Here is a 24,662-nt window from a genome sequence, read left to right on the forward strand (position 1 = left end):
GACAGGCGCCGCGCAGTACCAGCAGGCCCCCTCCCGGCCGGCGGGCAACAGGCCAAATTTGCCGGCGGGCGCGTCTGGTTGCCGCGCCTTCGCTTTTCTGGCGGACCTTGACCTTGAGACGAAGCTGCCGCCCTTCCCGCAAAGGCGTCACGACGATCAAGTCGACAGCATCACCCGGCGCTTGCTCACAAGATCAGTTACTACGACAGCCTGAAGTGGGTGAATTGAATCCTTGGTTGGTACCTGGACCGCGAGGGGTATGAAAATGCCCCGCCGCGCTGACTATTTCCGGGCGCAATGCTACTGACCATAGAAATTCCGGAACGAAGCCAATTTGCTCCCTGCGTCAGCCCCGGGTGTGGTTAAGGATCGCAGGGTGCGCTTCTGCCTGGCCAAAGCGACGCGCTCATAGCGCTCAAGACCCCTGAGATCCGTCCCGTCAGCCTGGACCGAGCCTTGGAGAAGCGCGGCCAAGATCCGCTGGCGGATCGCGCGGATGCGCAACAGCTGCAGCTTACAACGCGCAACGTCCATCACCTTGTCCGATACACCCTGCTGCTGAAGACCGGAGCTGATCGCGCGACTCAGGCGCGCGATCTCCGCGTCATCGCTCTGGCTGCGGGACCGCGCAAGCCCATGCCGGACGGTATTGCGACTGGACCTTGCTTTTCCGCTGAGCGTTTTCGGGCCGGTGCTGCGCGTGGCGTTGCTGCGATTGGCTTCGATTTGTCGGTGTGATGCCATCTCCGCGCGTCCTCGGTTGCGCCCATCCAAACACCCGAAAAGCTCCCTCCAAGCACCGGAAATATCAAGGTTTTCGGCGCCAAAAGAACAACAATCTTGCTGCAGAAAGGACTGGCATTTCCACGCGAAAGGAGCGTTACTGATTAGGCCGGGCTTGGACCAATAGCCCCGGTATCTCACCCCGCGGGAGCGGGGGTTTTGGCGGTGCGGCGGCAAGCCGCGAGTGCCAAACCCAAAGGAGATACCGGTAGATACGATTTCGGCCAATGGCGCCGAGGCGCCTCATCCCATCGTCAAATTCAACCCCCACGACCGCCGGGCCTTTATCGGCGGCTCGGACGCACGCATCATCATGGGCGATGATCAGGACGATCTTATTCGCCTGTGGCGTGAAAAGCGCGGCGAGATCGCGCCGCAGGATTTTGCCCACAACCTGATCGTTCAACTCGGCACCGTCACGGAGGAGCTCAACCGGAGCTGGTATCAGGGCGCCACGGGTCAAGCGATCAAAGACATCCAGAAGCGCGTTCGGCATCCCGTGCATGGCTGGATGGCCGCAACCCTCGACGGCGTCGTCCAAGAGACCGGGGCGGTGTTCGAAGCCAAGTTCATGCTGCCCTGGGGTTTTACCGAAGAGGCCGCCGCCGAAAAACACATGGCGCAGCTGCAGCACAACATGTGGGTGATTGCCGCCCGCTCAGCGGTGCTCTCGGTGATCACCGGCGGCGGCAAATGGGTCGAGATCACGGTGCACGCCGATCCGCTGTACCAACACCTCTTGCTGACCGCGGAAAAGAAGTTCTGGCGCTGCGTGCAGAGCGGCGAGCCGCCGCTCCTGTTTGGGATCGAGCCGCCGCGTCCGCGCCTCGCCGCCGTCAAGGTCGTCGACATGACTGCGTCCAATCTGTGGGCCGAGTGCGCGGCAACCTACCTGCGCACCCGGGAAGCCTATGGCGACCATGAGCAGGCCAAGGCCGAGCTCAAGAAACTGCTACCCGACGATGCCAAGGAGGCCTTTGGCCACGGCATTCGCGCCAAGCGCTCCAAAGCCGGCGCGGTCAGCTTTGATCCGGTTGAGATGGAGCGCGTCCATGCACCAGGCCAGTGAGCACATCGGTGCGATCGCGGCGGCGCTGGCCCGCGCGCAGGCCGAATTGACCAACCCGGAGAAGACCCTGACCGCTCAGATCCGCTCGCCGTTCCTGCGCGATGACGATCGAACCTTCCGCTACGCCTCGCTGGCGAGCGGCCTCGACATCGTGCGCAAGACCCTGAGCCAGCAGGAGATCGCCACCATCCAGACCACCCGGATCGAGGCGGCCACCGGACAGATCCACCTCACCACCCTGCTCGCGCACTCCTCGGGCGAGTGGATTTCTTCGGACTGGCCGGTCTGCGCCACCCGAGACGTCGAGGCGCCGCACCGGATGGGGGCGGCGCTGACCTATGCGCGGCGTTATGCCCTGTTCGCCCTGGTCGGGATCGCCGGCGAGGACGATCTGGACGCCCCGGATGCGCAGGCAGCCGTGCCGGAGGCCGGCGCGCAAGGACCTCTCGGCGCCAAAGCCAAGCCCGCCAAGGGCGTTCTCAACCGCGCGCCGGTGCTGGGGCTGCCGCAGTCCGCTGAGCTGCGCGAGCAGCTCTTGAGCCAACTCGCAACCCTGTCCGCCGGCAACGATTTGCTCACCTGGGCCAAGGCCAGCATTCCGCTTAAGAACACCCTGCTGGAGGTCGACGCTCGGATGGTCGAGGCCGCCTATCGGACCAAGCTCGAGACTGCCTCAGGTCGCGCAGCCGGCAAGGTCGAACCTTTGCCCGTCTCAGATCGCGAGCAAACCCCAGCATCGGTCCAAGCCGCCGACACGGGCGCCGAGGCAGCGCTGCAGCCCGCGCTCCCAGCGCCGCCCGGGTTCGCCTATCCCAAGGAGCCGCCCCGCAAGCGCAGCAAGGCGCACCTGTCGTTCGTCCGCGACCAACCTTGCCTGGTCTGCCGGCAAACCCCGTGCGATGCCCACCATCTGAAATTCGCCCAACCCCGGACGCTTGGCCGCAAGGTCAGCGACGAATTCACGGTCCCCTTGTGCCGCGCCCATCACCAGGAGCTGCACCGGCACGGCAACGAACGGGCCTGGTGGGCGAACCTGCAGATCGCGCCGTTGCCGGCGGCGCAGGAGCTGTGGGCGGCGAGCCCCGTCCACGGCCCGGCCAACGCCGCCTTCAGGTCCGCAGCCCTCCCCGCAAACCTTGGCTCGGAGGCCTCACCACGATGAACGGTCCCATCCAAGCGGCGCACCAACTGACCGCCGCCGCGCAGCCGGTCGAGTTTGAAGTGTTGGCACCGCCACCCCTGCTGCTGCCGGGCGAACAGCTTGACCACTACCAGGCGCTGCGGCAGGCGATCTTCGCAGACCTTGCGCCGCAATCCGCCATCGAGTGGCTGCTCGCCATCGACGTCGCCGAACTGTCCTGGGAGATCCAACGCTACCGCGTGTTGCGCCACAAGCTCCTTGAGATCTATCGCCACAAAGCGATTGAGGCAGCGCTACGGCGCATCGATATGGTCGGGATCGATTCCGACTTCGAACGCGAAGCCGAGTACTACACGCTGCAAAATGCCCTGAGCTGGCAGATTGATCCGGTGGCGACGACTGAAATCGACGCCCGCCTTGCAGCCTATGGCTTCGATCAACACGCCATCACCACTGAAGTCTACGTGCAGGCGCGCGAGGTCTTGGTCCTGCTCGAAGGCTTGCTCAATACAGCACAAACCAAGCGCTTGTTGCTCCTTCGCGAGATCAGGAACCAGCGCTTCGCTGCACCAATGCGTCAGGGGCGATGAGATCAGATTGAGGTCCCTAGCCCAACCGCGATCCGAACCGACAACGTCTCCTCTGTACCCGGCGCGATATGCATCGCGCCGGGTTTGCTCGCAAATTCGCCGTCGAAGCCTTGGGAGCTCGCATAACCGCGCCAGGGCTCGATGCAGGGGAACGGCGCCCCGGCAGGTTTTGACCAGACGCCAAGCTCGCGGAAGCCCGCCCATGACACCTCCACCCAAGGGCCCCTGCGCCGCCGCGTAGCGAACGGATGGGCTCGTGAGCTGATCGAAGATGATCGCGTCATCGACGAACAGGGCTTCAGCGAGCGGGAGCACGCGGTTGTTGACCGGGGTTGGCGCCGAGGCGCGTAACAACCCAGCCTCCAGCCGCCTGATCGAATCGCACAATGACGGCTCCGTCGCGCCTTTCTTGCGAAACACCGCGTGCGAGTTACAACGCATGGTCTTGATCAGCATCGAGCTAGCCATTAGGACCGACATAGCAAACAGCTTTCATGGGGCGGCGGCATGGATGATCTTCCCAGAATTATCGAGACCAGGCGGGCCAGCGTTTCACCTTGGATGGAGGTGATTACCCGGGACGTCCAGCTATCGTCCAACGCAGCCGTCGAAACCTACTACGCGATTGGTCAGCCGGACTATCTCGTGGCACTCGCCGTCACGCCGGATTCGCGCATCTTGCTAGTTCGTCAGTATCGTCCGGCAATCGAGCGGTTTTCACTGGAACTACCCGCTGGACTATGCGAGCCGAACGAGGATCCATTCACCGCAATCGCCAGAGAGCTGTTGGAGGAAACTGGCTATTTGACAAGTAGCGTCGAGCTTATTGGCAGGACAGCTACCTGCGCTAGCCGGATCACAAACTCGATGTATTCGTTTTTCATACGAACGAGTGAGCGCCGGCCCGACTTCGTCGAGGAGCCCGGCGTTTCCGTAAGTTCGGCGTTACCAGAGGAGCTTCGCCAATTGCTTCTGGCCGGAGAATTTTGCGAGCAGACGCATGTGGGTGTGCTGGCTCTGGCTGCAGCCAGAGGATTGATCAGTCTCTGACCGATGCGGATCTAGAATTTCGACAGACGCCACGGGCGAGCGATCGGCACGGCTATTGCGCGGCGACCGGACGGCTCGACAGATAGTCCTCATAGGCGCGCCTTACGCCCTCGGCCAGCGGGGTCCGCGCGCTCCAGCCGAGCTCCGTCAACCGGCTGACGTCGAGCAGCTTGAGCGGCGTGCCGTCGGGGCGCGAAGTGTCGAAGGTGATGGCGCCGCGATACCCGACGATGTCGGCGACGACGCGGGCGAACTCGGCGATCGCAATGTCTTGGCCCGTGCCGATATTGATCAGCTCCGCGGCCGAATAGGTCTTCATGAGGTGGACGCAAGCATCCGCCATGTCGTCGACATAGAGGAACTCGCGCCGCGGCGCGCCGGTGCCCCAGACGGCGACGCTCGCCGCACCCGAGAGCTTCGCCTCGTGAAAGCGGCGGATCAGGGCGGCGACGACGTGGCTGTATTCGGGATGATAGTTGTCGCCGGGGCCGTAGAGATTGGTCGGCATCACACTGATGAAATCGCTGCCATACTGGCTGCGATAGGTCTCCGCCATCTTGATGCCGGCGATCTTGGCGATCGCATAGGGCTCGTTGGTCGGCTCGAGCGGTCCGGTCAGCACTAAATCCTCGCGCAAGGGCTGCGGCGCCAGTTTTGGATAGATGCAGGACGAGCCCAGGAACATCAGCTTCTCCACGCCGTTCAGATGCGCGGCGTGAATGACGTTCGCGGCGATCACGATGTTGTCGTAGATGAACTCGGCGCGCAGCGTATCATTGGCGACGATGCCGCCGACCTTGGCGGCGGCAAGAAAGACGACTTGTGGCTGATTATGGACGAACCAGTTGAACACGGCGGCCTGATTGCAGAGGTCGACTTCACTGCGACTGGCCGTGAGCAGCCTGACGTCCTCTTGCGCAAGCCGGCGCAAAAGCGCGCTGCCCACCATGCCGCGATGTCCGGCGACGTAGACGCTCTTGCCCTTCAGCTCAAACGCTACGCTTGCCATCGGTGGCTTCCCGTTTGGCTTCGGCCAGATCGTTCGCCACCATCTCCTGCACGAGCTGCGCGAAACTGCGCTTCGGCTTCCAGCCGAGCTGCGCGCGCGCCTTGCTCGCATCGCCGACGAGGAGATCGACCTCGGTGGGACGGAAATAAGTGGGATCAATCTTCACCACCGTCTTGCCGCTCTTCACATCGACGCCGGTCTCGTCGACGCCCTTGCCGCGCCATTCGATCCGGCGGCCAACCTCGGCAAAGGCGAGCTCGACCATCTCGCGAACCGAGCGGGTCTCGCCGGTTGCCAACACGAAATCGTCGGGCTTGTCGGCCTGAAGGATCAGGTGCATGCCCTCGATATAATCCCTGGCATGGCCCCAGTCGCGCTTGGCCTCGAGATTGCCGAGATAGAGCACCTCTTCCAGGCCGACCTCGATGCGGGCGACACCGCGGGTGATCTTGCGGGTGACAAAGGTCTCGCCGCGGATTGGACTCTCGTGATTGAACAGGATGCCATTACTTGCAAACATCCCGTAGGCCTCGCGGTAGTTCACCGTGATCCAATAGCCGTAGAGCTTGGCGACACCGTAAGGCGAGCGCGGATAGAACGGGGTCGTCTCCTTCTGCGGAATCTCCTGCACCAGGCCATAGAGCTCCGAGGTCGAGGCCTGGTAGAAGCGCGTCTCCTTCTCCATGCCGAGGATGCGGATGGCCTCCAGGAGACGCAGCACGCCGATCGCGTCGGCGTTCGCCGTGTATTCCGGGCTCTCGAAACTGACGCCCACGTGGCTCTGGGCGGCCAGATTGTAGATCTCGGTCGGCCTGATCTGCTGCACCAGGCGGATCAGGTTGGTCGAGTCAGTCATGTCGCCGTAATGCATCAGGAACGGCACGTCGCCGAGATGCGGATCCTGATAGAGATGATCGACGCGCGCGGTGTTGAAGGAGGACGAGCGCCGCTTGATGCCGTGCACGACATAACCGAGCGACAGCAGATATTCGGCGAGATAGGCGCCGTCCTGGCCGGTCACGCCGGTGATCAGAGCGATGCGTTCAGTCATGCGAAACCTTGTTCCCAATCAATCGGCAGGAGCTTCGTGGCCCGGCGGGCTTATGCTGACGCCCGAGAAAGCCGTCCCGCGACCGGTCTTTCATGGCCGCATCGGTCGACCAGGTCAACCCCGGGATTGATAGGCGTGCGCCTTTGCAGTGAAAGCCCTTTGAGCCCGCAAAGGCGATACGAAAGGAACTTGGCGCCCAACAGGGCCGCAAGTCGCGACCGGCGCCGCAACTCTAGCGGCACGCGCAGGCGGCCGACTTATGCAGACAGACCTTACTCGGGATGGCTGACGGCGCTGACGAGCAGCGGGGGGCTTGACCGGGACACCGTGATCTCAACCGTCGAGGAGCCTTCGTCATGCCGGTTCTTGCCCACCACCGTGAGGATGAACTTGTCCGTACCCGAAAAGTCCGGCTTTGCGAAATAGCGGAACCCGGGGCCCACCAGAACGATCTCACCGCTCTTCGGCTTCTCCGTCACCTCAACCTTGTAGATTTGCATCGTCGACCAGCGCAGCCCTTGGATGCAATCGGCCCCCGGCGCGATCGTCATCGACCATTCCATGGTGTCGCCAGCAAGCCTGTACGGCTTGATATCGCGCAGGCAGTTCGGCGTTGCGCTCACGGCCGACGCTGTGGCCAAGACCCCCAGCATGAATGCAATCGACGCGCAGGCAGACATTCGTGACATGGTTGGCCCCCTCTAGTGATCAACGCAACATGGGGGAGTGCGCTGAAGCTTTGGTAAGGGCGACGACAGATCGGGAATATTGGTAAATGTCGGACTAACATACCGGCGCCCGTTTGACTGTGCTCCAAGCAGATCATAACCAAGCTGTACCGACCTCTCGCCGGCGGCGGAGATCTACATGGTGCGCGGCAAAGTTCGACCTGATGAGCGCCTTGGCACTTCGGTTACGATCGGCATATCCTCAACTCAGGGGTCAACACCCCGGCGCGCCGTGAATGTTTGCAGGGCAACTGATTTGGCAAACTTGAAATGAAGATAGCCTCTGCGTGTTTCGTTCTCATGATCACGGCGGGAGCTGTTATGGGCGCTGCGGAGGAACGGTTTCCCGAACTCGCCGTAGACGAAGTGCGCACCGGCAGGGCGAGCGCAAGCCGAGGACTTTCGGGTGCCCTCCTATGTCGCAGCCTGGCTTCGCTCGCTTTTGCGGCCACCCAGATGCGCGATGGCGGCGCACCAGATCTTCAGACGCTTGGCTGCACCCTGCTTCCCGCAGGGACCGCGCTCACCCTCGAGCAGGATGGCCGCTCTTGGGTCGTTCGCAGTCAGACACTTTTGGGCGTCCCTGTGAGAGGCGTCACCGAGCCGGAGATGATCGAGATAGACAAGGCATCTCCTTAGAGACACATTCGCGAGGCTTTGGAACGACTCGAGAGCATCGCCCCAGAGAAGATTTGCGGTCAAAACAAGCACCAGTTCGATCCGAGCATGCAAAGAGCCACGAGCGCGGGCAAAGATTGTGCAGGTTGGATTAGATTTGGAGTTGAAGATTCCGAGAACCGGTCTAGCCTGACAGTAGGATTGATTTGCTAGGCGCGTTAGAACTCCACAATGCAATTGAGGTCGACGCTTGATCGGGTGGCGCTGAGGTTGGGTACATTCGCTCTCCGCCTGACCTACGGCAGACCAAGCGACACGATGGCTTACCGCAATCCTGTTCGAACGTGGCGGAGGTATCTGCGCCTTCTAAAGTTGGCGCGCATACCAAAACGGACCTGAACCGTCACAAAGGTAACCTGCTAGATTGCGGCCAGGATCTCGCTAATCAATCGTCCAACTTCCCCTGGAGAATCCCCGAGCCGTACCACAACAAGGTTTCTCGATGGAATGATGGCGATGCTCTGATCGAGCCACCCCGTCGCAAAGAACGCGTCTCGCGGCATTGCGCCAGGCTCGCGGCGACTTGCGTCGATGCGGTTACCACGATTCGTCCAGAAGCCGGCCCCGTAGTTGGTGTTCAGCGTGGGTCTCGCAGAAAAATCCACCCAATCATCGGGCAGTATTTGTTCGCCGCCAATTTTGCCGTTGTTGAGGTAAAGGAGCCCGAAGCGCGCCCAGTCTCGTGCGCTAGCCAACATGTTGGAAGCGCCCTGAAATGTTCCGGCCCCATCAAACTCCATCGTGACGTGACGCATTCCCAGTGGATTGAACAATTCGCGCCATGCGAAGGCTAGAGCCTGCTCCGGTCCGCCGAGGTTGTCGCGAATAATGCGCGCCAACAGTTGCGTCGTGCCACTCGAATAGTGCCATCGCGAGCCTGGCGTCGCGATGAGTGGCGCGCTTGCTGCAAAGCTAGCCATATCATTATGCAGATACATCTGGCTTGATTGGTCGAAGCCGAGCCACGTTTCGTCCAACGCTAGGCCCGTTGTCATACGCAGGAGATGCTCGATCTTGATCTCGTGCCGCGGGTCGGTTGATGAATGCCATTCCGGAATCGGCGCGGCAATCGAGGGACTGAGCCGACCCTGCCGGGTCATGATGCCGATCAGAGCGGTCATCACAGACTTGGTCATGGAGAAGCCGAGCAGTTGCGTGTCAATGCCAACGTCCGTTGCGTAGCGCTCCGCTATCACGCGGCCGTTATGCACCACGACCACAGCCTTGGTCCTGCGTTTGGGCGCTGTCGCTGGCTCTTCGAAGACATGATCTAGCGCTGCTTTCAATGCCGGCTGCTCGGGATTCACAACGGTTTCCCCCGCGATCTCCGGCAGCAATGGTGGCATCTCCGCTGCAATCAGCGTCCGTAAATCGCTTCGCGGAATTTGATATGGCTGCGTCTCATTTGTCATCACACAGCCGAAGCCCTGGTGCAAGACTGCCCGTCCGAAGATACGACCGAACATTGATACTGCGACCGAGTTTGGCGCTTGTTCGAGTTGGTACTGCATCACAGGACGCCACAGGAGAAACGCGGATTGGTCCGTGATCTCTGCAAACGCGACTTCCGGACTGAATCCCGAGACGAACGTCTTGACACAAACATTGTGGGCGACGACAGCCGCCACGATGTGCGCCGCCCGATCCGGCCGCAAGATAGCGGTTGCCGCAACAAGAACAGCCAACACAAGAGCCATAAGAAGAGTCAGGAGCTTCCGGGCCACGCAGGTCTCCAGAATTAAAAAAGGCTCTATTGGTCGGGCTCACGAGGGTATCCGGTTCTGATGCCTCTTTCCATGCCTGAACGGTTGGACGTTCTGCTTTGAATCAGCGAGCCCGTGGCGGCCGCCAGCGGTTTTTCCAGGGTTGCTCGCATCTGTTTTTTGGACCTCCGTGTCGCAGTCTTGAGAGGACTGGCACGCTTAGTACTTGGCCCAGATTTCTAGCTAGCGCCGAGACAACTTCTGATTCGTGGCCTTAGAGAATTCGCGCGGCTCTGGATCGAGGCGGCAGCTTCTGATCTTTCTGGAACGCGAGAAGATCGACTACGGCCTTGAGTCCGGCGTTTAGCACTACCTTGGCAGATTTTGAGCGGCGCGGGATTCCCAAATCAGCTTTTCTGTGACTCATGGGAGGTCGGCTCATGGAGGGCCGATCAATGGACGTAAACTGGCAGGCTGATCTCGATCGCTGGCTTGCGCCGTTTGTCGCGGCGCTACGGCACAAGACCAGAGCGCGGATGTGTCCAGCCTATATCGCCGGGCTGATTGGTCCAGGAGACCGCAAGAGCATTCAGCCGATGGGGACGCGCGCTGGCGAAGTCAGCTACGATCAGCTGCATCATTTCGTCACCGCCGGAGTTTGGGACATTGCCTCGCTTGAGGCCGCCTTGCTGAAGAAGGCAGATGGCCTGGTTGGTGATGAGGCGGGGTTTCTTGTCATCGATGACACGGCGTTGCCCAAGAAGGGATCTCACTCGGTTGGCGTGGCACCCCAATATGCCTCGTCGCTCGGAAAGACCGCCAACTGCCAGTCGCTGGTCTCGGTAACGTTGGCGTCGCGCGAGGTACCAGTGATGGTGGGCCTGCGGCTATTCCTACCCGAGAGTTGGACAGATGATCGTGAGCGCATGGCGCGGGCCGGTGTTCCGAAGGATAGACAGACTGCACTGACAAAGCCGGAAATCGCGATCGCGGAGATCGACCGCGTCATCGCCTCCGGTGCGCGTTTTGGCTGTGTGCTTGCCGATTCAGGGTACGGCTCCAGCGGGACTTTCCGTCAGGCTTTGAGCGAGCGCGGTCTGTTGTGGGCGGTGGGTCTGTCGCGACGCCAGAACGTTTATCCCGCCGACGTTGCCTTGATCTTCCCCGTCGCGAAGGCCGGAGAGCGCCGCAAATACCACATTCCAGATCAGCCCCCTGTCGCTGCTGAAGCGATGCTGGCCAAAGGGAAATGGCGAAGGGTCAGTTGGCGGCGGGGCACCAAAGGTCGACTGACATGTCTCTTCGCGGCCCGCCGTGTCCGCGTTGCGGATGGCCATAAGCACCGCATGCTCGATAATCGTGTGCAGTGCATGCCGGGCGACGAGGTCTGGCTCGTCGGCGAACGCCGGTCGACTGGCGAGCAAAAATACTATGTGTCGAACCTACCGGCCGATGCGAGCCTCAAGATGCTCGTCGCCACGATCAAAGCCAGATGGGTCTGTGAGCAGGCCCATCAGCAGCTCAAGGAGGAGCTTGGCCTCGACCACTTCGAAGGGAGATCCTGGACGGGGTTACACCGACACGCCTTGATGACCATGATCGCCTACGCCTTCCTCCAATCCCGCCGCCTTAAAGCAGCGGGACGAAAAAAAAGAATCGCGGGACCGCCGCCACAGCCGAGCATGCCGGCCGTCAGGCAAGCCATCCTCGACCTTTTCGCTCAGCCTCCACCCCGGCGATGCCCGCACTGTGAGAAACTCCTGGTCGACCCAAGCAAAACTAAACTGCCAGAGTAGTGTTAGTTCGTGGAAGCAATCCGGATTAAACCAGGCTTCATCACCCTCACCCGTGCCGAAATCAAAACGGTTGCAAGCGAGACCTCCAACTACATTCGCTTGACGTGAAATTTCCGAATACGCATTACTGGTATGGCCATCAGAATCAGAAATTTTCCTTCGGCTAGCGGAATGACCAACGCCTCCTCCTCCAAAAGAGGAGGCAGACGGACGCTTGCGCACGCCCTCCAAGAAGTGTGGCACCTTGGATGAGCGGATTCATGTGTCTGGCGCCTCGCTCACGAAGCGGCTGGTGCTACTCGCTTGGCATCGGCTGTCTGACCGTTTCTTTTTGCGCGGAGATCGGCTAGGAGCTGGAGGCAAGATCAAATTGGCAAATTTTCATGCAAATGTTTTCCTGGCTCGCCGTTGCCATCACATGGGTCGTGGTTCAGATCGTTGCCGCCGGATTGAGCCCGGCGGCAGCCGGCCCCAGCGCCGAGACCGCCAAGAGGTGCGTCCGCTACTCCTACATGCTCTATCCCTACCAGCGCCCCGGATCGGTGCGCATGAGCGGCGATCGCAACAATTATTTCAGGGATTGCATGGCGAAGGACGGTAACGTCCCTGAGCCACCTCCCCCGAAAGAACCGGGGGCAACAACAGACAACGTTGAGCCGCACTTCCTCGCCGGGAGGCTAGTCCTGCTCGCCACGATTATTGAAATGCGCTTCCAGCCGCCAAGGCTTTGAGCTCGGCGCTCCGGACGCAGCCAAAGCAAGCGAACGGTCTTTGCCAACCAGCATGTCCGAGCTCGGGGTGTCGCGCAGACAGATAGAGGTTCTATGATACCTCTCTGGCGGCATAGAACTTGCGTCAAATACTCCCGTTGGGTGGAGAACGAAGAAACGATTTTGCGGAGCGTCGTGTGCTTGGCCTAGTGATCCTGTTCTCCACTGCCGCTCTCTCTTTTGCAGCGGGGTACGCGACGCGGGCAGCGCTTTCGCGGGAGCGTCGCGCCGAGTACCTCAAATACGAACCCTATCTGAGGCCGACCCGAACGAGCGAACCGCCGGCCTTTCTCGTCCGTCCATCCACGGATGCGAGAACTCCACCTCCCCGCACATCCAACTCTGCTGCGAGCTGAGCAACCCCGTGCGCGTTCGAAAACTTGGCCCCGGGATTGCGTGAGCCAAGGCTGCTCCTCGAAGTTTGCTCACCGTCACCATCGGCGAACGGAAACATGCTGATGCAAAATTGTGCCGTCAGATAAACATTTGGAGTTGCAGATCACACGCGTGTGTTTTGCCTCAACCTTACGGGCGGTATCACAACGATTCGGAAGGTGGGGACCGAACCGCGGGCCTGTTAGTGAGGATTCCGCGACAGCCTCACGTTCGTCAACCGATGCTCCCGCCCAGAACACCAAACTCAACGAGCTAGGAGCCTTTCGCCCGACTCAACGTTGAGAAACACAATCTTTGATAGAAAATCGTCAGACGCGCGAATGCACCTCCTTTTCAGAACTCTTGAACGGCTGTCCGTTTCTCTTGGAACGTTAGCGCTCCGTCTAACGTACGGGAGCGGAACACATCAAGCCAACAAGCCCGCAAGCCGTATGCACGCCGGATATGGAACGCAGTTTCGTAACGCGGGAACCGACCGTGCATCACGCGCAGCTCACTAGCACAGCACACGAACACGATGCGGCTATCGCTACTTCCCGCTGTCGTCGACCTTGCCCCCGTTCGCAACGCATTTGTTGAAGAAGGCCTGCTGATCACGGCCACTCCCCTTTGCGCTACCTGCGGCAGGATTGCCGGGCTCTCTCGGGGGAAACTGCTTGGTCATAAGCGCGCTACACTTTCTGGCTACCTCGGCGGTGACGGCCGATGCAGGATCCGCCACCGAGAATACAACGAGAGCGACGAGGCACAGTGCAACGGTTTCGGGTCGCAATCTGATAAGCATAGTCTCACACTGGATTGACTAGTAGGACGCCTATCCTAGTTTCTTTTGGGGCGTTTGGAACGCGGAAATTATTCGTGCCGTAGACGCACCGAAGCGTTCAAGTCGGCATGAACTCGCCAATGGAAAGGTTATCAGGTCTTAGGAGCTGCTCGCGAATTCCGACCGGACTGAACCCGCGATGCATCACCTATGGCGCCGGGGCAACAAGGCTGGTATTCAAGGCTAGCCCTTGAAGAGACAAGACTTTCCGGCCTTTACTGAGGACTTCGGCGGGGATGAGTTCGCGCGATTTGAGCACAACTGGTGAGGACGGAACGGAGCCTGCCTCCGCAGAGGTTCAATTCGCCCTCGTGATTTCGCGTATGCTCGAGACGGTGCAGAACCATCCCGCGCACATGCGCCAGGTCGTCTATGATCTCGCCCGTTACAAGCTCGACGAGCAGTTCACCCACGCCGATGCCCAAGACATTCGGCGATCAAGGCAGGCTCTGGAAACCGCAATCCGCGGGGTCGAGGAATTCTCGCAGCAGCAGGTCAGCATCCCGCCGCCGTCGGTGCCGCAACTGCCGGGCTCGGGCCTGGCGGTTGCTCGCCAACCGCCGATTCGGGAGCTGCCGCCGGCAGCCGCAGGCACGAGCATTGGGATTGAACGCGGCGCCCTTAGAGGTCGTCCCCCCTTCTGGTCCGTCTCAAGGCGAGCGGCCATACTGCTGCTTGTTGCCGGTGCGGGTGTGGTCGCCGCGCTGCAACGGGAGCGGCTCGCTTCGCTTGCAAGCTACTTCTCGCGCGAGGAACGGACAGGCGTCGCCACACCACCTGCACCGGTAGCGCCTGCGACCGCCCAGCCCACCACAGGCACACCGCAGCGATCTCCCCTTCGACCGACAGACTACGGTGTTTATGCCGTGGTCGACGACCAGTCGCTCGCTGAACTGACACTGCTGCCCGGGAGGCCACCGGACGTCAGGGTCGCCATCTCGGCGGCCTTCAAGGCGCCCGATCAGACGGGCCTCCCGAACGGCCATCCGAAATTCATCGTGTTCCGCCGCGATTCCCTGAACAACGGTTTGGAGCGGGCCGAAGTGCGCGTAGTCGCCAAGATAGCCCGCGAATTCTCGGCAGAGGCGACGGGCAAAAAGCTCGGCGACAGCGATGACGCCTGGGTGATCCGCAACTTCTCCTACCCCTTCCGGGTGTCTCCTTTGCCCGACAGTTCGGAGATGTACGAGCTTCACAGCGAGGATCCGGCACTGGAACTGCCGCCCGGCCGCTATGTGCTGATCCTGAAAAATCAGGCCTACTATTTTAGAGTGGACGGAGACATCATCGACCCGAGGCAATGCATCGAGCGGGTGGTCGCCACGAACGGCACCTTTTATTCTGCGTGCAAGAAACCGTGACCTCTTCTCAAGGGAGCAGCGAGGGCCTAAGTCCAGTTGAAGCGCAAACTCCACCGGATGGAGATCATTATGAATATCCCGAAGTGTTTGCTTATCGCGGCATTGGCTTCCACGCTCGCCGCTCCGACCTTGGCTCAAAACACCCAGCAAAGGAATACAACGGTCCGATCTCAGGGCTATACTACCGGTTCACGCGCGCCGGTCGCCACTCAGCCCAGTAACAATCCTTTCCGGAATCCGATTGGGCAGGGTGTTCCGCCGGCCGCTTCGGCTAATCCAAATCTAAACAGCAACCGGACGAACATTGCTCGCTAGTTTGTAGCTAGACTGCCTAGAGGTAGAGGGATCGAGCACTCGCGCTTAAATGGCGTAGCCTTGACGCACATCCGGGCCTGCAATCGGGCGCGCCGTTCCTGTCTTCCACCGGTATGACAATAGCACCGGTATGACAATAGCAATGAATATGCTGTCACCCTTGCGTCGGGGCGCGATCATGGTGCATGAGTGGCAGATAACCCACGATGTCGGCGAACGAATATCGCCATGTGGCGAAGAGCCCAACTCGCAGCGCGTCGGTCACTGAGTCCCAGCTTCATCGCCATCAGGAAGGCCGCCAGGGGTTGCTGCGCGAGGTGACGCCGAAAGGTGGTCCGGAAGTAAAATACGGCTGCAGCATCCGGTGCCACCGAATCTCCGGCAATGCTTAGCCAGAACAGCGCTGGTTCAATTGCTTTCTGCATTGAAACACGGTTCGGGTTCGGGCCATCCCAATAGACTAGACCGCCAATGGTTCATGGCAGTATAGGTAGCGGGCTTCATACTTGATGAGCCTAAGAGTAAAATCCCAATTCTGGTGCCGCCTGAGCTTATCGTTAAATCGAACAGACTGCGCGAGTTTGGTCGGCACCCTCAACGTGGAGGTCTGAAAAGTACAGTACAGTCATGAATTAAGAAATACCGGCTGATATCCTCGCCCTCATGCGGCGGGCGAGAATTGAAGATATTCTTCTTAGTGCCGGCCTCAAGCCTTGCGTTGCCGCACGCAAAGACACTCTCGAATCTCCTCTCCCAAGTTTGCGATAATTGCAGCTTCAGCTTGTCAGGAAGCCAGCGATCGTCCGAGTCGAGGAATGCAATCAACTCACCGCGGGCGGCATCAATTCCAGTATTTCGTGCTGCCCCACCCCCACGATTAGTTTCGTGGCGAATGACGCGGATACGCGGATCAATTGCCGCAATCGCGTCCCGATCGAATGAATCAGTCGAAGCATCATCAACCACGATGATTTCCAGAGGCCGCGGCGCTTGATCAAGCGCGCTGCGGATCGCCCCTTCAATCCTCTCGGTGCAATTATAGATTGGGATAACTACGGAAACCGATGCAGTTTCCTCTGACATGAACCAAAATCTCCTTCTGCAACCGAATGCCAAAAAACCAATGTATTTGTTCGTCGTGATCTCAAAATCTCTTCACGAAAGCTGATCTCGATTTGATCGGCGATCTGACTCGCCAGCCGCTGGTGAAACTTCCTTCCCATACCGCAATCAGACTTCCCCGATCAGCTTGCGGCCAAGGAGCCGAAGGATGAGCTTCCTTGCGCCCACAAGCACCGGGTAAAGCGCCCGCGCGATTTGCGGCCGGGAAAACAAAGCCCGATTGACCTGATTGAAAATTGACCTGTCGCCGGCCAGAATCGTGAGCAGATGCATTGCGTCGGCACCATGGTGGTAGCGCCCGCGCCACCGGACCACCATGCCCTCGTCGAGATCGAGGCTGCGCGAGCGAATCTCGCCAACAATCGGATGCGACGAGCGCGCGTCAATCAGGTGGACGCGTTGGCCGCGGTCGCGCAACTTGTACAGCAGGACATAACGGCTGCAAAACGGGCATTCGCCGTCATAGACCACCCAAATTTCATCGCTCTCACGGCTCAATTCGATAATCCGTTCGATTTCGTACGTCGCGGACAAGCTTACCCTCTGCAAGTCCAAGACATACCGAGTCTACCACGTAGTGGTACGCAACGATATCGTCCATGCTGAGCTTGTTGAACTCGGGGTACATCCATGGATTGGAGAGCATGTGGTGCGGGTAAGCGTAAAAGCTGTTGCTGTCTTTGACCCAGGGATTGTTGCGGAAGAAGCGATCCGTGCGATGAACCAAGTTCTGGACCGCGTCAATCGTGGTCGGCGAGTCCTGGCGCAGAAGGACCTCGGGACCGCAGCTGATTGCGTCATGCCAGCTCGCGAGGTCGCGGTTATTGCCGCCTATTCGGAACCGGAAATGGTTTTCGGGAATGTAGAGGCTCCCAGTCCCGATCATGTAGGAGTAGATGCCGAAATAGGTGGAAGGTGCGAGAATTTCGCGACCGTCCCGAGTCTCGACGAAAAGCCGCTGGCTAGCCAGCTTCGGGCCGTCTAACCATCCGAGATAGTTCGTATAGAAGAAGAATCGACCGCAGACGACGGTCACGACCATCGTCACCTTCATTGCCGCGGTGAACCCGTTGGGCGGCAGTCTGCGCGCGGCCGCGACGATGAACAAATTGACCGCGATCCAGAAAAGGAACAACGCGCCGAGAGTGAAGTAAACGCCGATGTGGAACACATCGAACAGTAGACAGAAGAACGACAGCGCGCGCGTCGAGATCGCAGCTAAGGGCGAGAGCAGCTGTGCGCCCAACACAACGATGTTGAAGACCAGTTGGTTGTGGACGATCGTGTCCCAAACGAATTGAAGAGTAGCCGGCCACGCTGCAAGCGGAGCATCGCCGCGTTCGAGCCCCATCAGAATTGAGGTCTGGGTAGGGTTCTCGAGCAGCCACGTCCACGGCTTCTCACCTCCGGCCTGTAGCTTCGCTACTCCCGACCAGAAATAGCTGCCAAGGTGAGCACCCACAGCGCATGCCCAGATCAGGCCGAAAGCACGTTCGCGAAGATCTTTCACCCCATTCGGACATGTCAACGCCGTACGAAACCAAGGCAGGCGTTCAACTGCCTGGGAGCTGGTCAACACGACCGCACTAAGTACACCTACGACAGTGAAGTTCCCGATATCGAGCATGCCGAGATAATCGGTTTCGCTGACCCAGATGCCTGAGACGACGCTGATACGTTCGCGCCATGCCAGGTAGAAGTAGAATAGAGGAAGCAAGAAGGAAGGGCGCCAGATCGCAGCAACGCCGGCGACCATCGACAGCACTGCGCCGTAACGAAAGAACAGAATTCCGTCGCCAGACCCGAACAAAATGTTTGGAGGGCCGGCGAACGGCCCGAATGAATCAAAGACCAATTGCGCGAAAATGGTCATTCCGATCGCGAAGGCGATAATTCGCAAAGGCGGCGAGAAATCCCGGTAGCGAACGAAGCCGAAGGCGATTGCGGTAGCGAGCGCCACGCAGATTAGCAGGAAAGCGTAAATCTCGGACCACTGCGCCAAATGCGTGACAGCCCGACGCGAGACTGCAGAGAGCACCACAGCCACAGCAAGGACCGTGAGGGGGCCAGCGTGCGCGGAAATGCTAAACTGGGTTCGTTGCCCTGATACGACGCTAGTATCCGTCATTCGTTGCCCCGGAACTGCGCTCCAGGACGGAGAACTTGCTGGATAATAATCATCCGCTGCGGCGGTGCAAGCGACGGAGCTACACCACAAGGCATCTCATGGCCCATTAAAATGCGGCTGCTTAAATACATCTTACAAAATCCAGAAATCGGCCTCAGAGAAGTTGCGATGTGACAGAGAGTCACATTAGAATTCTTTCGAGATAATGCGCGTATGACAGCACACGTAACTGCCCCGCGCAAGCGCCGGGCCATCCGTTTGCGCGAGAACCCCGTCAAAGGAATATGCGACGGAATGCAGGATAGAGCGCCGATGCGACTTGTTGTTGGATCGGAATGTGGCGTTGGAGCGATCTGACCAATGTCGCCTCAAAGGCGCGTTGAGGCAGCGCGTTCGCTAACTTGGCAATTTCAAGAAGGTCACTGCCGATTGACATCTACCTCGAGATAGGAAGCTCCGTCGACGTGCAGGGAGGTCCCGCTGATCTCGATCTTGAAATAATCCGAACTGCCGGCAGAATCCGCGAAATAGCGGAAGGACGGTCCCTCCACGATGAGACGTCCGGCTTTTGGCGGTTCGACGATCGAGACCTTGTCGATCATGAGCGTCGACCAGCGCAGGCCCTGGATGCATTGCTCGCCGGATTTTATCTTGATCGACCAGCGAACGGCGTCGGACCTCAATCTAAACGCCTGAGGATGCAGGATACAGGTGCCTCCGGCAAGCGCCGTAGAACACGCCAAGGCCTGGACCAAGAGCGCGGCGATAATTCCTCGAAGCATTTTACCCCGGTATGAAGCAATCGGTCAAACAAGGGATAGCTTTTACGCTGCTCGCAGCTCCAAAGCTAGGGCTGTGAGGGGCGCCCTAAGCGTGCAGGAGGAAGCCGTGAAGATCGGTTGGGTCGATATGAGATGTGGGCTCGGTATGAGGCGCCCCCTGCTCAAGAGCACGATCGAAGTTCGGAGGGATTTGGTTTGCTGTCGGTAGGCCTTGATCGTGTGCATGCTCGGCCCAGATCAAGGGCAGAGTCGGGGCAGCGACGGCGGTCCCGGCAAAGATGAAGGCATCGCCAGTAACTGTTGCAGCATGAATTGGCGTCGGAGGCGGCATTGAGGCCTTCGCAAAGGAAAAATTGAACTGATCCACCGGCGGGTCGATGACCAGAGTGCCTCCGCTCCCGTCGCCCGACAGATTGAACGTCGAATGGGTGTAGTCTCCGACCAGCTTAATCTGCGCCGTATGGTTCTGCGTGTCCGCGACGGTAAGGATTCCGCCCGATGTGTCGCCAGAATAGGCGACCTTGGTACCCGTCCCGAACGAGATGTCCTTGAGGTCGAGAATGTCCGAGCTGGACGGATCACCGTTGCCGGACAGACCATAGACCTTTCCGGTAAACTGGGAGGCATGGTCGAGCACCAGGGTGCCCGTCGCAGCGGCAAACGTGACCGCGCCTGACACCGCGCCGGTCAACTCGAGCGTCGCGCCTGCCTCGATCGTCACCGCCTGGCTCATATTGCTCAGGCCAAGGACCGCCTTGCTGGAGATATCCAGCACGGTTGATGCCGTGTTGATCACGCCGTCGCCGTTGAGGTCCTGCAGGAAAGTGGTCTCCAAGCCCTTCAACGTGCTGCTGGTCCCGGACACGTGGAGATAGGACGTCTCGTTGCCGTTGTTGTCCGTGGTCCAGATCGAATATTGACCGCTGCCGAGCGACCAGACGACCTGGTAGCCGGTCGCGGTCTTCTCGGCTCCGAGCGGGGCGACATGGCCGGTCGGGTCGACCACCTGGGCGACGCCGGCAAACTTCAGCTCGGCGTTGTAGCCAGCGCTCGCAGTGCCGACATAGAAGTTGTTGCCGATCTGGGCCAGGCCCGCCGAGCCGTTGGTCTCGATCAGCGTCGTGGCGGCTGCCGTCGCTGCGGCTGGCGCCGGCGCGCCGATCACGCCGTCGCCGTTCAGATCCTGCTGGAAGGTCGTTTCCAGGCTCTTCAACGTGCTGCTGGTCCCGGACACGTGGAGATAGGACGTCTCGTTGCCGTTATTGTCCGTGGTCCAGATCGAATACTGGCCGCTGCCGAGCGACCAGACGACCTGGTAGCCGGTCGCGGTCTTCTCGGCCCCGAGCGGGGTAACGCGGCCGGTCGGGTCAACCACCTGGGCGACGCCGCCAAACTTCAGCTCGGCGTTGTAGCCATTGCTCGCGGTGCCGACATAGTAATTGTTGCCGCTCCTGATCAGGCTGGCCGATCCGATCGACTCGATTACCGTTCCGACAACCGGATCGAGCACGGCCGACAGAGTGCTCACGTTGCCGGCCGCGTCCGTCGCGGTCGCCGTGAAAGCATGCGTCCCGTCGGAAAGCGATCCGGTCGTGACGCTCCACCTTCCATTCGATGCCGTCACCGCCGTCCCGAGAAGCGTCGTCCCCTCGTACAGCTTGATCGCGCTGCCGGCCTCCGCCGTCCCCGACACTACCACCTTATTGGACGCGGCGAGCGCATCCGAGACAAGAACCGGCGCGTTGGGCGCAACCGTATCGACGGTGACGTTCAAGGCGCCGGACACCGTGCTGATATTGCCGGCCGCGTCCACCGCCTTGCCCGTGAAGGCATGGGTCCCGTCGGCTAGCGTCCCGGTCGCAAATGACCAGTTACCGTTGGCATCGACCGTGGCGGTGCCGACCTGCGTCGTGCCGTCAAACACCAGCACCTTGCTGCCGGCCTCCGCGGTCCCGCTCAGCGTCGGATGATTGGCACTGGTAACGCCATCACCGACGATATTGCTGTCCGGCGAGAAGCTCGCGATTGAGGGCGCATTTGGTGCAGTTGCGTCGATGGTGATCGTAACAGAAGTTGAAACGCCACTGACATCGCCGGCGCCGTCTGTCGCAATCGCCGTAAATGAATGGTTTCCGTCCGCCAGGGCCGACGTCGAAAAGCTCCAGACGCCGTTACCATCGGCCGTCACGATCCCGATCTGCGCAGTCTGATCGAACACCTTGATCGTCACACCGGCCTGCGCCGTTCCGGTCAGGGTCAGTTGGTTTGCGTTCGCAAGTCCGCTGGCGGCCGACGAGGTCGCGCCAGCAAGAGAAATTGTCGGTGCTGTCAGTCCCGCCGTGGTCATGGATGCGCCAGTGGCGGAGACGAACGCGTAATCGGACGATGACAGCTGTGTCACCCCGGCGATTCGGAAACTGTCGGTTCCACCCGCATAGTGAACGGTCCACTCGTCCCCGACATTCGTCAGATAAGCGCTGGCGCCGTAGCCCTTCAGCACCAGCTTGTCGTGCTCTGCGGCCGGACTCGTAAACACGTGGAAATCGGCGATCGTGTCGTGGCCACTTCCGAGGCCGTAGATGAACGTGTCATTGCCCGCGCCGCCGAACAGCCAATCATCGCCACCAGCACCGTTGAGAATGTCATTCCCGCTGGAGCCAACCATCCGGTTCGCCAGATCGTTGCCGACGCCGGTAAGTCCTCCCGCCATCAAGGTCAGGTTTTCGACATTGGCAGGCAGCGTGTAGGATGACCAGGCTTGAACACCGTCGATGCCGCCGCCCGGATTTTCGATGATCTTCTGGTTTGGATTGCCTATGACGTAAGTATCGTCGCCCGTCCACCCCACCAGCGTGTCATCGGCGTTCACCGCCGTGATCTGGTCGTTCGCGGCAGTGCCGTAGACGGTGTGGCTGCTCGTCGAGCCGCTGATCCAGGATGTGATGGTACCGCCCACAGGCAATGTCGACGGCAGCTGGAAGTCGTCGCTGGTGAAAGCCGAGATCGTCGTGTTGCGAAAAACCAGCGTATCCTGGCTCGTCAGCGCGAGATACACGTCGTCTCCGACCTGTGTCATCGCCGCCTTGATGTCGTTGAAGGACGTGAATGCAAAGCCGTTCAGTTGAACGATATCATGTCCCGCGGCTGATCCCGGCGTGAAGTCGGTGATGATGTCCGAACCATCGCCAGGGTTGATTATGAACGTGTCGGCGCCGCCGCCGCCGGTCAGGATGTCGTTGCCAAGTCCGCCGGTAATGACGTTGGCCGCATCGTTGCCGATGATGATATTGGCCTCGGAATTGCCGGTGCCGTTGATCGCGGCTGACCCAGTCAGGGTCAGATTCTCGACATAGTCCGGCAGCGTGTACGAGACCGACGACATGACCGTATCGACGCCGCCGCCATAGCCTTCGATGACCTTGGCGCCCGGGTCCGTGACAATATAGGTATCGTCACCGAGGCCGCCGGTCATCGTATCGGCTCCGCCCGCGCCACCGAGCAGGTCGTTGCCTGACGTTCCGGTCAAGGTGTCCGCGTCCGCGGTGCCCGCAATGGTCGTCGTCGGAGCGCCGCTGGTAAGAAGCGTGTAGTTCGCGAGCGTATACTCCGGCAACTGATAGGCCTTGATGTAGTCGATGCTCATCTGCGCCGTTGCGCTCGGATCCGCATTGCCGGCCCAGCTTCCGCCCATCGCCAGATTGGCGATCATGTACATCGCGGTGTTCATGTCGGACGGGGTAGCGACCTGTCCGACTTCGACCCCATCGACAAAATACGTCAGCGTGTAGGGCGTCCACTCCACACCAAAGGTGTGATCACCGGCCGCGAGATCGGCGGTGTTCGCCCAATAGCCCTGATTCGACGTGCTCGAAGAAACGAAGCCGTAGTGGGATTGGTCAGGGTCCTTGCCCAGCGCTTCAAGCGCATCGAGTTCTGTGCCAAGACCATGCGTGTTGATCGGCAGCATCCAGAAGGCAGGCCAGGCGCCCTTGGTATCGGGCAACGTGGCCTTCATCTCGAAGTAGCCGTAGGTCTGAACGAAGCTGTTCTCGGTCGTTATCACGCCCGATGTGAATTGATGATTGCCGACATAGGCGGCATCGCTCGATGGAATGGGCGCCGCCGTAATGACGAGATGGCCGTCCTGTATCGAGAACGGATTGAGGCCCAGCGGGCTCGACGCCTTACTTCCAGGCAGGCCGGTAAAGCTCGGGTCAACGTAGACCTCTTGCTCGCCGGAAAGCGTGTAACTTGCTGTTCCGCTCCAGGCGTAGTTTGTTTTCCAGGTCAGATGCGGATCCTGGCCGGCGGAGAGCGAATTGAAATCATCGCCAAAGGTCTGAATCAGTCCCGTTGGCGCGGTAACGATATTGATGTTGGCCGTCGTAAATTTCTGAACCTGCGTATTTTCGAGCGTTATCTTCTCGCCATTGCCGAGCGACAGAACGACATCCGTGCCAACCTGCTGCATCGCCGCCGTGACGTCGGTGAGCGTCTTGAAGGTCGTACCGTTGATCTGGAGAGTGTCCCCACCGGCGCCGGTCTGAAAATCGGTGATGATGTCGTTGCCGTTTCCAGTCCGGATGACAAAGGTGTCGCTGCCAGCTCCGCCGGTGAGGACATCATTGCCCTTGCCGCCATCGATCATGTTGTTGCCGGCGTTGCCGACGATGATGTTGTCGAGATCATTGCCGGTCGCAGGGGCGTTGTAGCTTCCCCCAAGCGTCAGATTCTCGACATTCGGTGCATTGATGAGACTGTAACCGTCGATCATGCCGTCGTAGATGGTATCGATGCCCTGACCGGCGAGTTCGACCACCTTCGTTTCGTGATTGTACATGAAGTACGAGTCGTCGCCGGCGCCGCCGATCAGCGTAACGCCATCGCCCATCGCCTGCAGCGAGTCGTTCTTCGCGCCACCCGTCAGCGTCCCCCCCGCTCCGACCGTGGTCCACGCCGTGTTCGGCGATGCGCTGACCGGCAGCGGATTGTCGAGGACGACGTTTGCCGCCGTGAGAGACGAGAGCGCAACGTTCTGCAACGTGAGCGTCTCGCTCGACGAGAGCGTGACGACAACGTCCGTGCCGGTCTGCTTTGCCGCCGACATGAAGCTTGCAAACGTTGCAAAACCGTAGTTCTGCACGCGCAGCACGTCGCCACTGGTGCCGCCCTGAAAGTCGCTGATGGTGTCAGAGCCATAACCCTTCGAAATTACGAAGAGGTCGCTGCCGGCGCCTCCGGTTAACAAGTCGTTTCCGGTGCCGCCAAACAGGATATCGGCGCCGGAAGTTCCGTTGATCAGTAGCGCGTAGGTCATAATGGTCGCGTGCTCTCGTTGCACGACGACCATCGAAGACAGGCCTCAAT

The 24,662-nt window shown here is 60.0% G+C and carries 16 protein-coding genes and 2 pseudogenes; 7 read left to right on the top strand and 11 right to left on the bottom strand.

Translation table 11 applies throughout. The features are described 5' to 3' along the window. Positions 1-300: 300 nt before the first annotated feature. Complete coding sequence (locus tag NLN62_RS06520) at positions 301-774, bottom strand: hypothetical protein (protein ID WP_254108047.1); 474 nt, start codon at positions 772-774, stop codon at positions 301-303. Positions 775-1,000: 226 nt separating this feature from the next. Here NLN62_RS06520 and NLN62_RS06525 point away from each other — a divergent pair, with 226 nt between their 5' ends. Genes NLN62_RS06525 through NLN62_RS06535 form a run of 3 tightly spaced genes read left to right on the top strand, consistent with a single transcriptional unit; the run spans position 1,001 to position 3,583 of the window. Continuing rightward, positions 1,001-1,852 carry a YqaJ viral recombinase family protein gene (locus tag NLN62_RS06525; protein WP_371933104.1) on the top strand — a complete coding sequence of 284 codons (852 nt, stop codon included), beginning with the start codon at positions 1,001-1,003 and terminating at the stop codon, positions 1,850-1,852. Then, the gene (locus tag NLN62_RS06530; protein ID WP_254108048.1) at positions 1,836-3,014 is read left to right on the top strand and encodes an ERF family protein; all 1,179 of its coding nucleotides are present in this window, start codon (positions 1,836-1,838) and stop codon (positions 3,012-3,014) included. Before NLN62_RS06525 ends, NLN62_RS06530 begins: the two co-directional genes overlap by 17 nt. Further along, complete coding sequence (locus tag NLN62_RS06535; RefSeq protein ID WP_254108049.1) at positions 3,011-3,583, top strand: hypothetical protein; 573 nt, start codon at positions 3,011-3,013, stop codon at positions 3,581-3,583. Before NLN62_RS06530 ends, NLN62_RS06535 begins: the two co-directional genes overlap by 4 nt. Positions 3,584-3,585: 2 nt before the next feature. Here NLN62_RS06535 and NLN62_RS06540 read toward each other — a convergent pair. Further along, positions 3,586-3,979, bottom strand: a pseudogene (locus NLN62_RS06540) (aldose 1-epimerase family protein); the annotation flags it as partial. A gap of 111 nt (positions 3,980-4,090) precedes the next feature. Here NLN62_RS06540 and NLN62_RS06545 point away from each other — a divergent pair. Further along, positions 4,091-4,633: an NUDIX hydrolase gene (locus NLN62_RS06545; RefSeq protein ID WP_305881663.1), complete on the top strand. Its 543-nt coding sequence runs from the start codon at positions 4,091-4,093 to the stop codon at positions 4,631-4,633. 52 nt (positions 4,634-4,685) lie between these two features. Here NLN62_RS06545 and NLN62_RS06550 read toward each other — a convergent pair whose 3' ends face one another. The 4 genes from NLN62_RS06550 to NLN62_RS06565 all read right to left on the bottom strand — a co-directional run bounded on the left by NLN62_RS06550 (position 4,686) and on the right by NLN62_RS06565 (position 9,823). Next, positions 4,686-5,642: a GDP-L-fucose synthase gene (locus tag NLN62_RS06550; protein WP_254108050.1), complete on the bottom strand. Its 957-nt coding sequence runs from the start codon at positions 5,640-5,642 to the stop codon at positions 4,686-4,688. Next, positions 5,623-6,693 (bottom strand): GDP-mannose 4,6-dehydratase, encoded by a 1,071-nt coding sequence (gene gmd / locus NLN62_RS06555; RefSeq protein WP_254108051.1) that lies wholly within the window; start codon positions 6,691-6,693, stop codon positions 5,623-5,625. Before gmd ends, NLN62_RS06550 begins: the two co-directional genes overlap by 20 nt. A gap of 272 nt (positions 6,694-6,965) precedes the next feature. Beyond that, on the bottom strand, positions 6,966-7,346 hold the full coding sequence (locus tag NLN62_RS06560; RefSeq protein ID WP_254108052.1) for a hypothetical protein: 381 nt from the start codon (positions 7,344-7,346) through the stop codon (positions 6,966-6,968). 1,112 nt (positions 7,347-8,458) lie between these two features. Further along, positions 8,459-9,823 (bottom strand): serine hydrolase, encoded by a 1,365-nt coding sequence (locus NLN62_RS06565; protein WP_254108053.1) that lies wholly within the window; start codon positions 9,821-9,823, stop codon positions 8,459-8,461. A 404-nt stretch (positions 9,824-10,227) separates the two neighbouring features. Here NLN62_RS06565 and NLN62_RS06570 point away from each other — a divergent pair. The 3 genes and pseudogenes from NLN62_RS06570 to NLN62_RS06580 all read left to right on the top strand — a co-directional run bounded on the left by NLN62_RS06570 (position 10,228) and on the right by NLN62_RS06580 (position 14,948). After that, a pseudogene (locus NLN62_RS06570) lies at positions 10,228-11,555 on the top strand (IS701 family transposase). A gap of 426 nt (positions 11,556-11,981) precedes the next feature. Continuing rightward, positions 11,982-12,329 (top strand): hypothetical protein, encoded by a 348-nt coding sequence (locus NLN62_RS06575; protein ID WP_254108055.1) that lies wholly within the window; start codon positions 11,982-11,984, stop codon positions 12,327-12,329. 1,581 nt (positions 12,330-13,910) lie between these two features. Continuing rightward, a complete protein-coding gene (locus NLN62_RS06580) occupies positions 13,911-14,948 on the top strand; it encodes a hypothetical protein (protein WP_254108056.1) in 1,038 nt (345 codons plus the stop codon). Positions 14,949-15,857: 909 nt separating this feature from the next. Here the strand turns inward: NLN62_RS06580 and NLN62_RS06585 are convergent. From NLN62_RS06585 to NLN62_RS06605, 5 genes are all read right to left on the bottom strand, one after another. Beyond that, complete coding sequence (locus NLN62_RS06585) at positions 15,858-16,346, bottom strand: glycosyltransferase family 2 protein (RefSeq protein WP_254108057.1); 489 nt, start codon at positions 16,344-16,346, stop codon at positions 15,858-15,860. A 147-nt stretch (positions 16,347-16,493) separates the two neighbouring features. Continuing rightward, positions 16,494-16,919 carry a DCC1-like thiol-disulfide oxidoreductase family protein gene (locus NLN62_RS06590; RefSeq protein WP_254108058.1) on the bottom strand — a complete coding sequence of 142 codons (426 nt, stop codon included), beginning with the start codon at positions 16,917-16,919 and terminating at the stop codon, positions 16,494-16,496. Next, entirely contained in the window at positions 16,873-18,432 is a 1,560-nt protein-coding gene (locus tag NLN62_RS06595) for a hypothetical protein (RefSeq protein WP_254108059.1), read from the bottom strand. The genes NLN62_RS06590 and NLN62_RS06595 overlap by 47 nt, the downstream gene beginning before the upstream one ends. A gap of 500 nt (positions 18,433-18,932) precedes the next feature. After that, positions 18,933-19,196 (bottom strand): hypothetical protein, encoded by a 264-nt coding sequence (locus NLN62_RS06600; protein WP_254108060.1) that lies wholly within the window; start codon positions 19,194-19,196, stop codon positions 18,933-18,935. A gap of 184 nt (positions 19,197-19,380) precedes the next feature. Beyond that, positions 19,381-24,612 carry an Ig-like domain-containing protein gene (locus NLN62_RS06605; RefSeq protein ID WP_254108062.1) on the bottom strand — a complete coding sequence of 1,744 codons (5,232 nt, stop codon included), beginning with the start codon at positions 24,610-24,612 and terminating at the stop codon, positions 19,381-19,383. Between the last annotated feature and the right edge of the window lie 50 nt (positions 24,613-24,662).

Origin of the sequence: Bradyrhizobium sp. CCGUVB23 (assembly GCF_024199885.1) — a bacterium.
Taxonomy (GTDB): Bacteria; Pseudomonadota; Alphaproteobacteria; order Rhizobiales; family Xanthobacteraceae; genus Bradyrhizobium.

Coding starts and splice junctions, on each gene's coding strand:
- NLN62_RS06530 (WP_254108048.1), top strand. CDS start 1,836: ATGCACCAGGCCAGTGAGCACATCGGTGCGATCGCGGCGGCGCTGGCC.
- NLN62_RS06535 (WP_254108049.1), top strand. CDS start 3,011: ATGAACGGTCCCATCCAAGCGGCGCACCAACTGACCGCCGCCGCGCAG.
- NLN62_RS06545 (WP_305881663.1), top strand. CDS start 4,091: ATGGATGATCTTCCCAGAATTATCGAGACCAGGCGGGCCAGCGTTTCA.
- NLN62_RS06550 (WP_254108050.1), bottom strand. CDS start 5,642: ATGGCAAGCGTAGCGTTTGAGCTGAAGGGCAAGAGCGTCTACGTCGCC.
- gmd (WP_254108051.1), bottom strand. CDS start 6,693: ATGACTGAACGCATCGCTCTGATCACCGGCGTGACCGGCCAGGACGGC.
- NLN62_RS06560 (WP_254108052.1), bottom strand. CDS start 7,346: ATGCTGGGGGTCTTGGCCACAGCGTCGGCCGTGAGCGCAACGCCGAAC.
- NLN62_RS06575 (WP_254108055.1), top strand. CDS start 11,982: ATGCAAATGTTTTCCTGGCTCGCCGTTGCCATCACATGGGTCGTGGTT.
- NLN62_RS06580 (WP_254108056.1), top strand. CDS start 13,911: ATGCTCGAGACGGTGCAGAACCATCCCGCGCACATGCGCCAGGTCGTC.
- NLN62_RS06585 (WP_254108057.1), bottom strand. CDS start 16,346: ATGTCAGAGGAAACTGCATCGGTTTCCGTAGTTATCCCAATCTATAAT.
- NLN62_RS06605 (WP_254108062.1), bottom strand. CDS start 24,612: ATGACCTACGCGCTACTGATCAACGGAACTTCCGGCGCCGATATCCTG.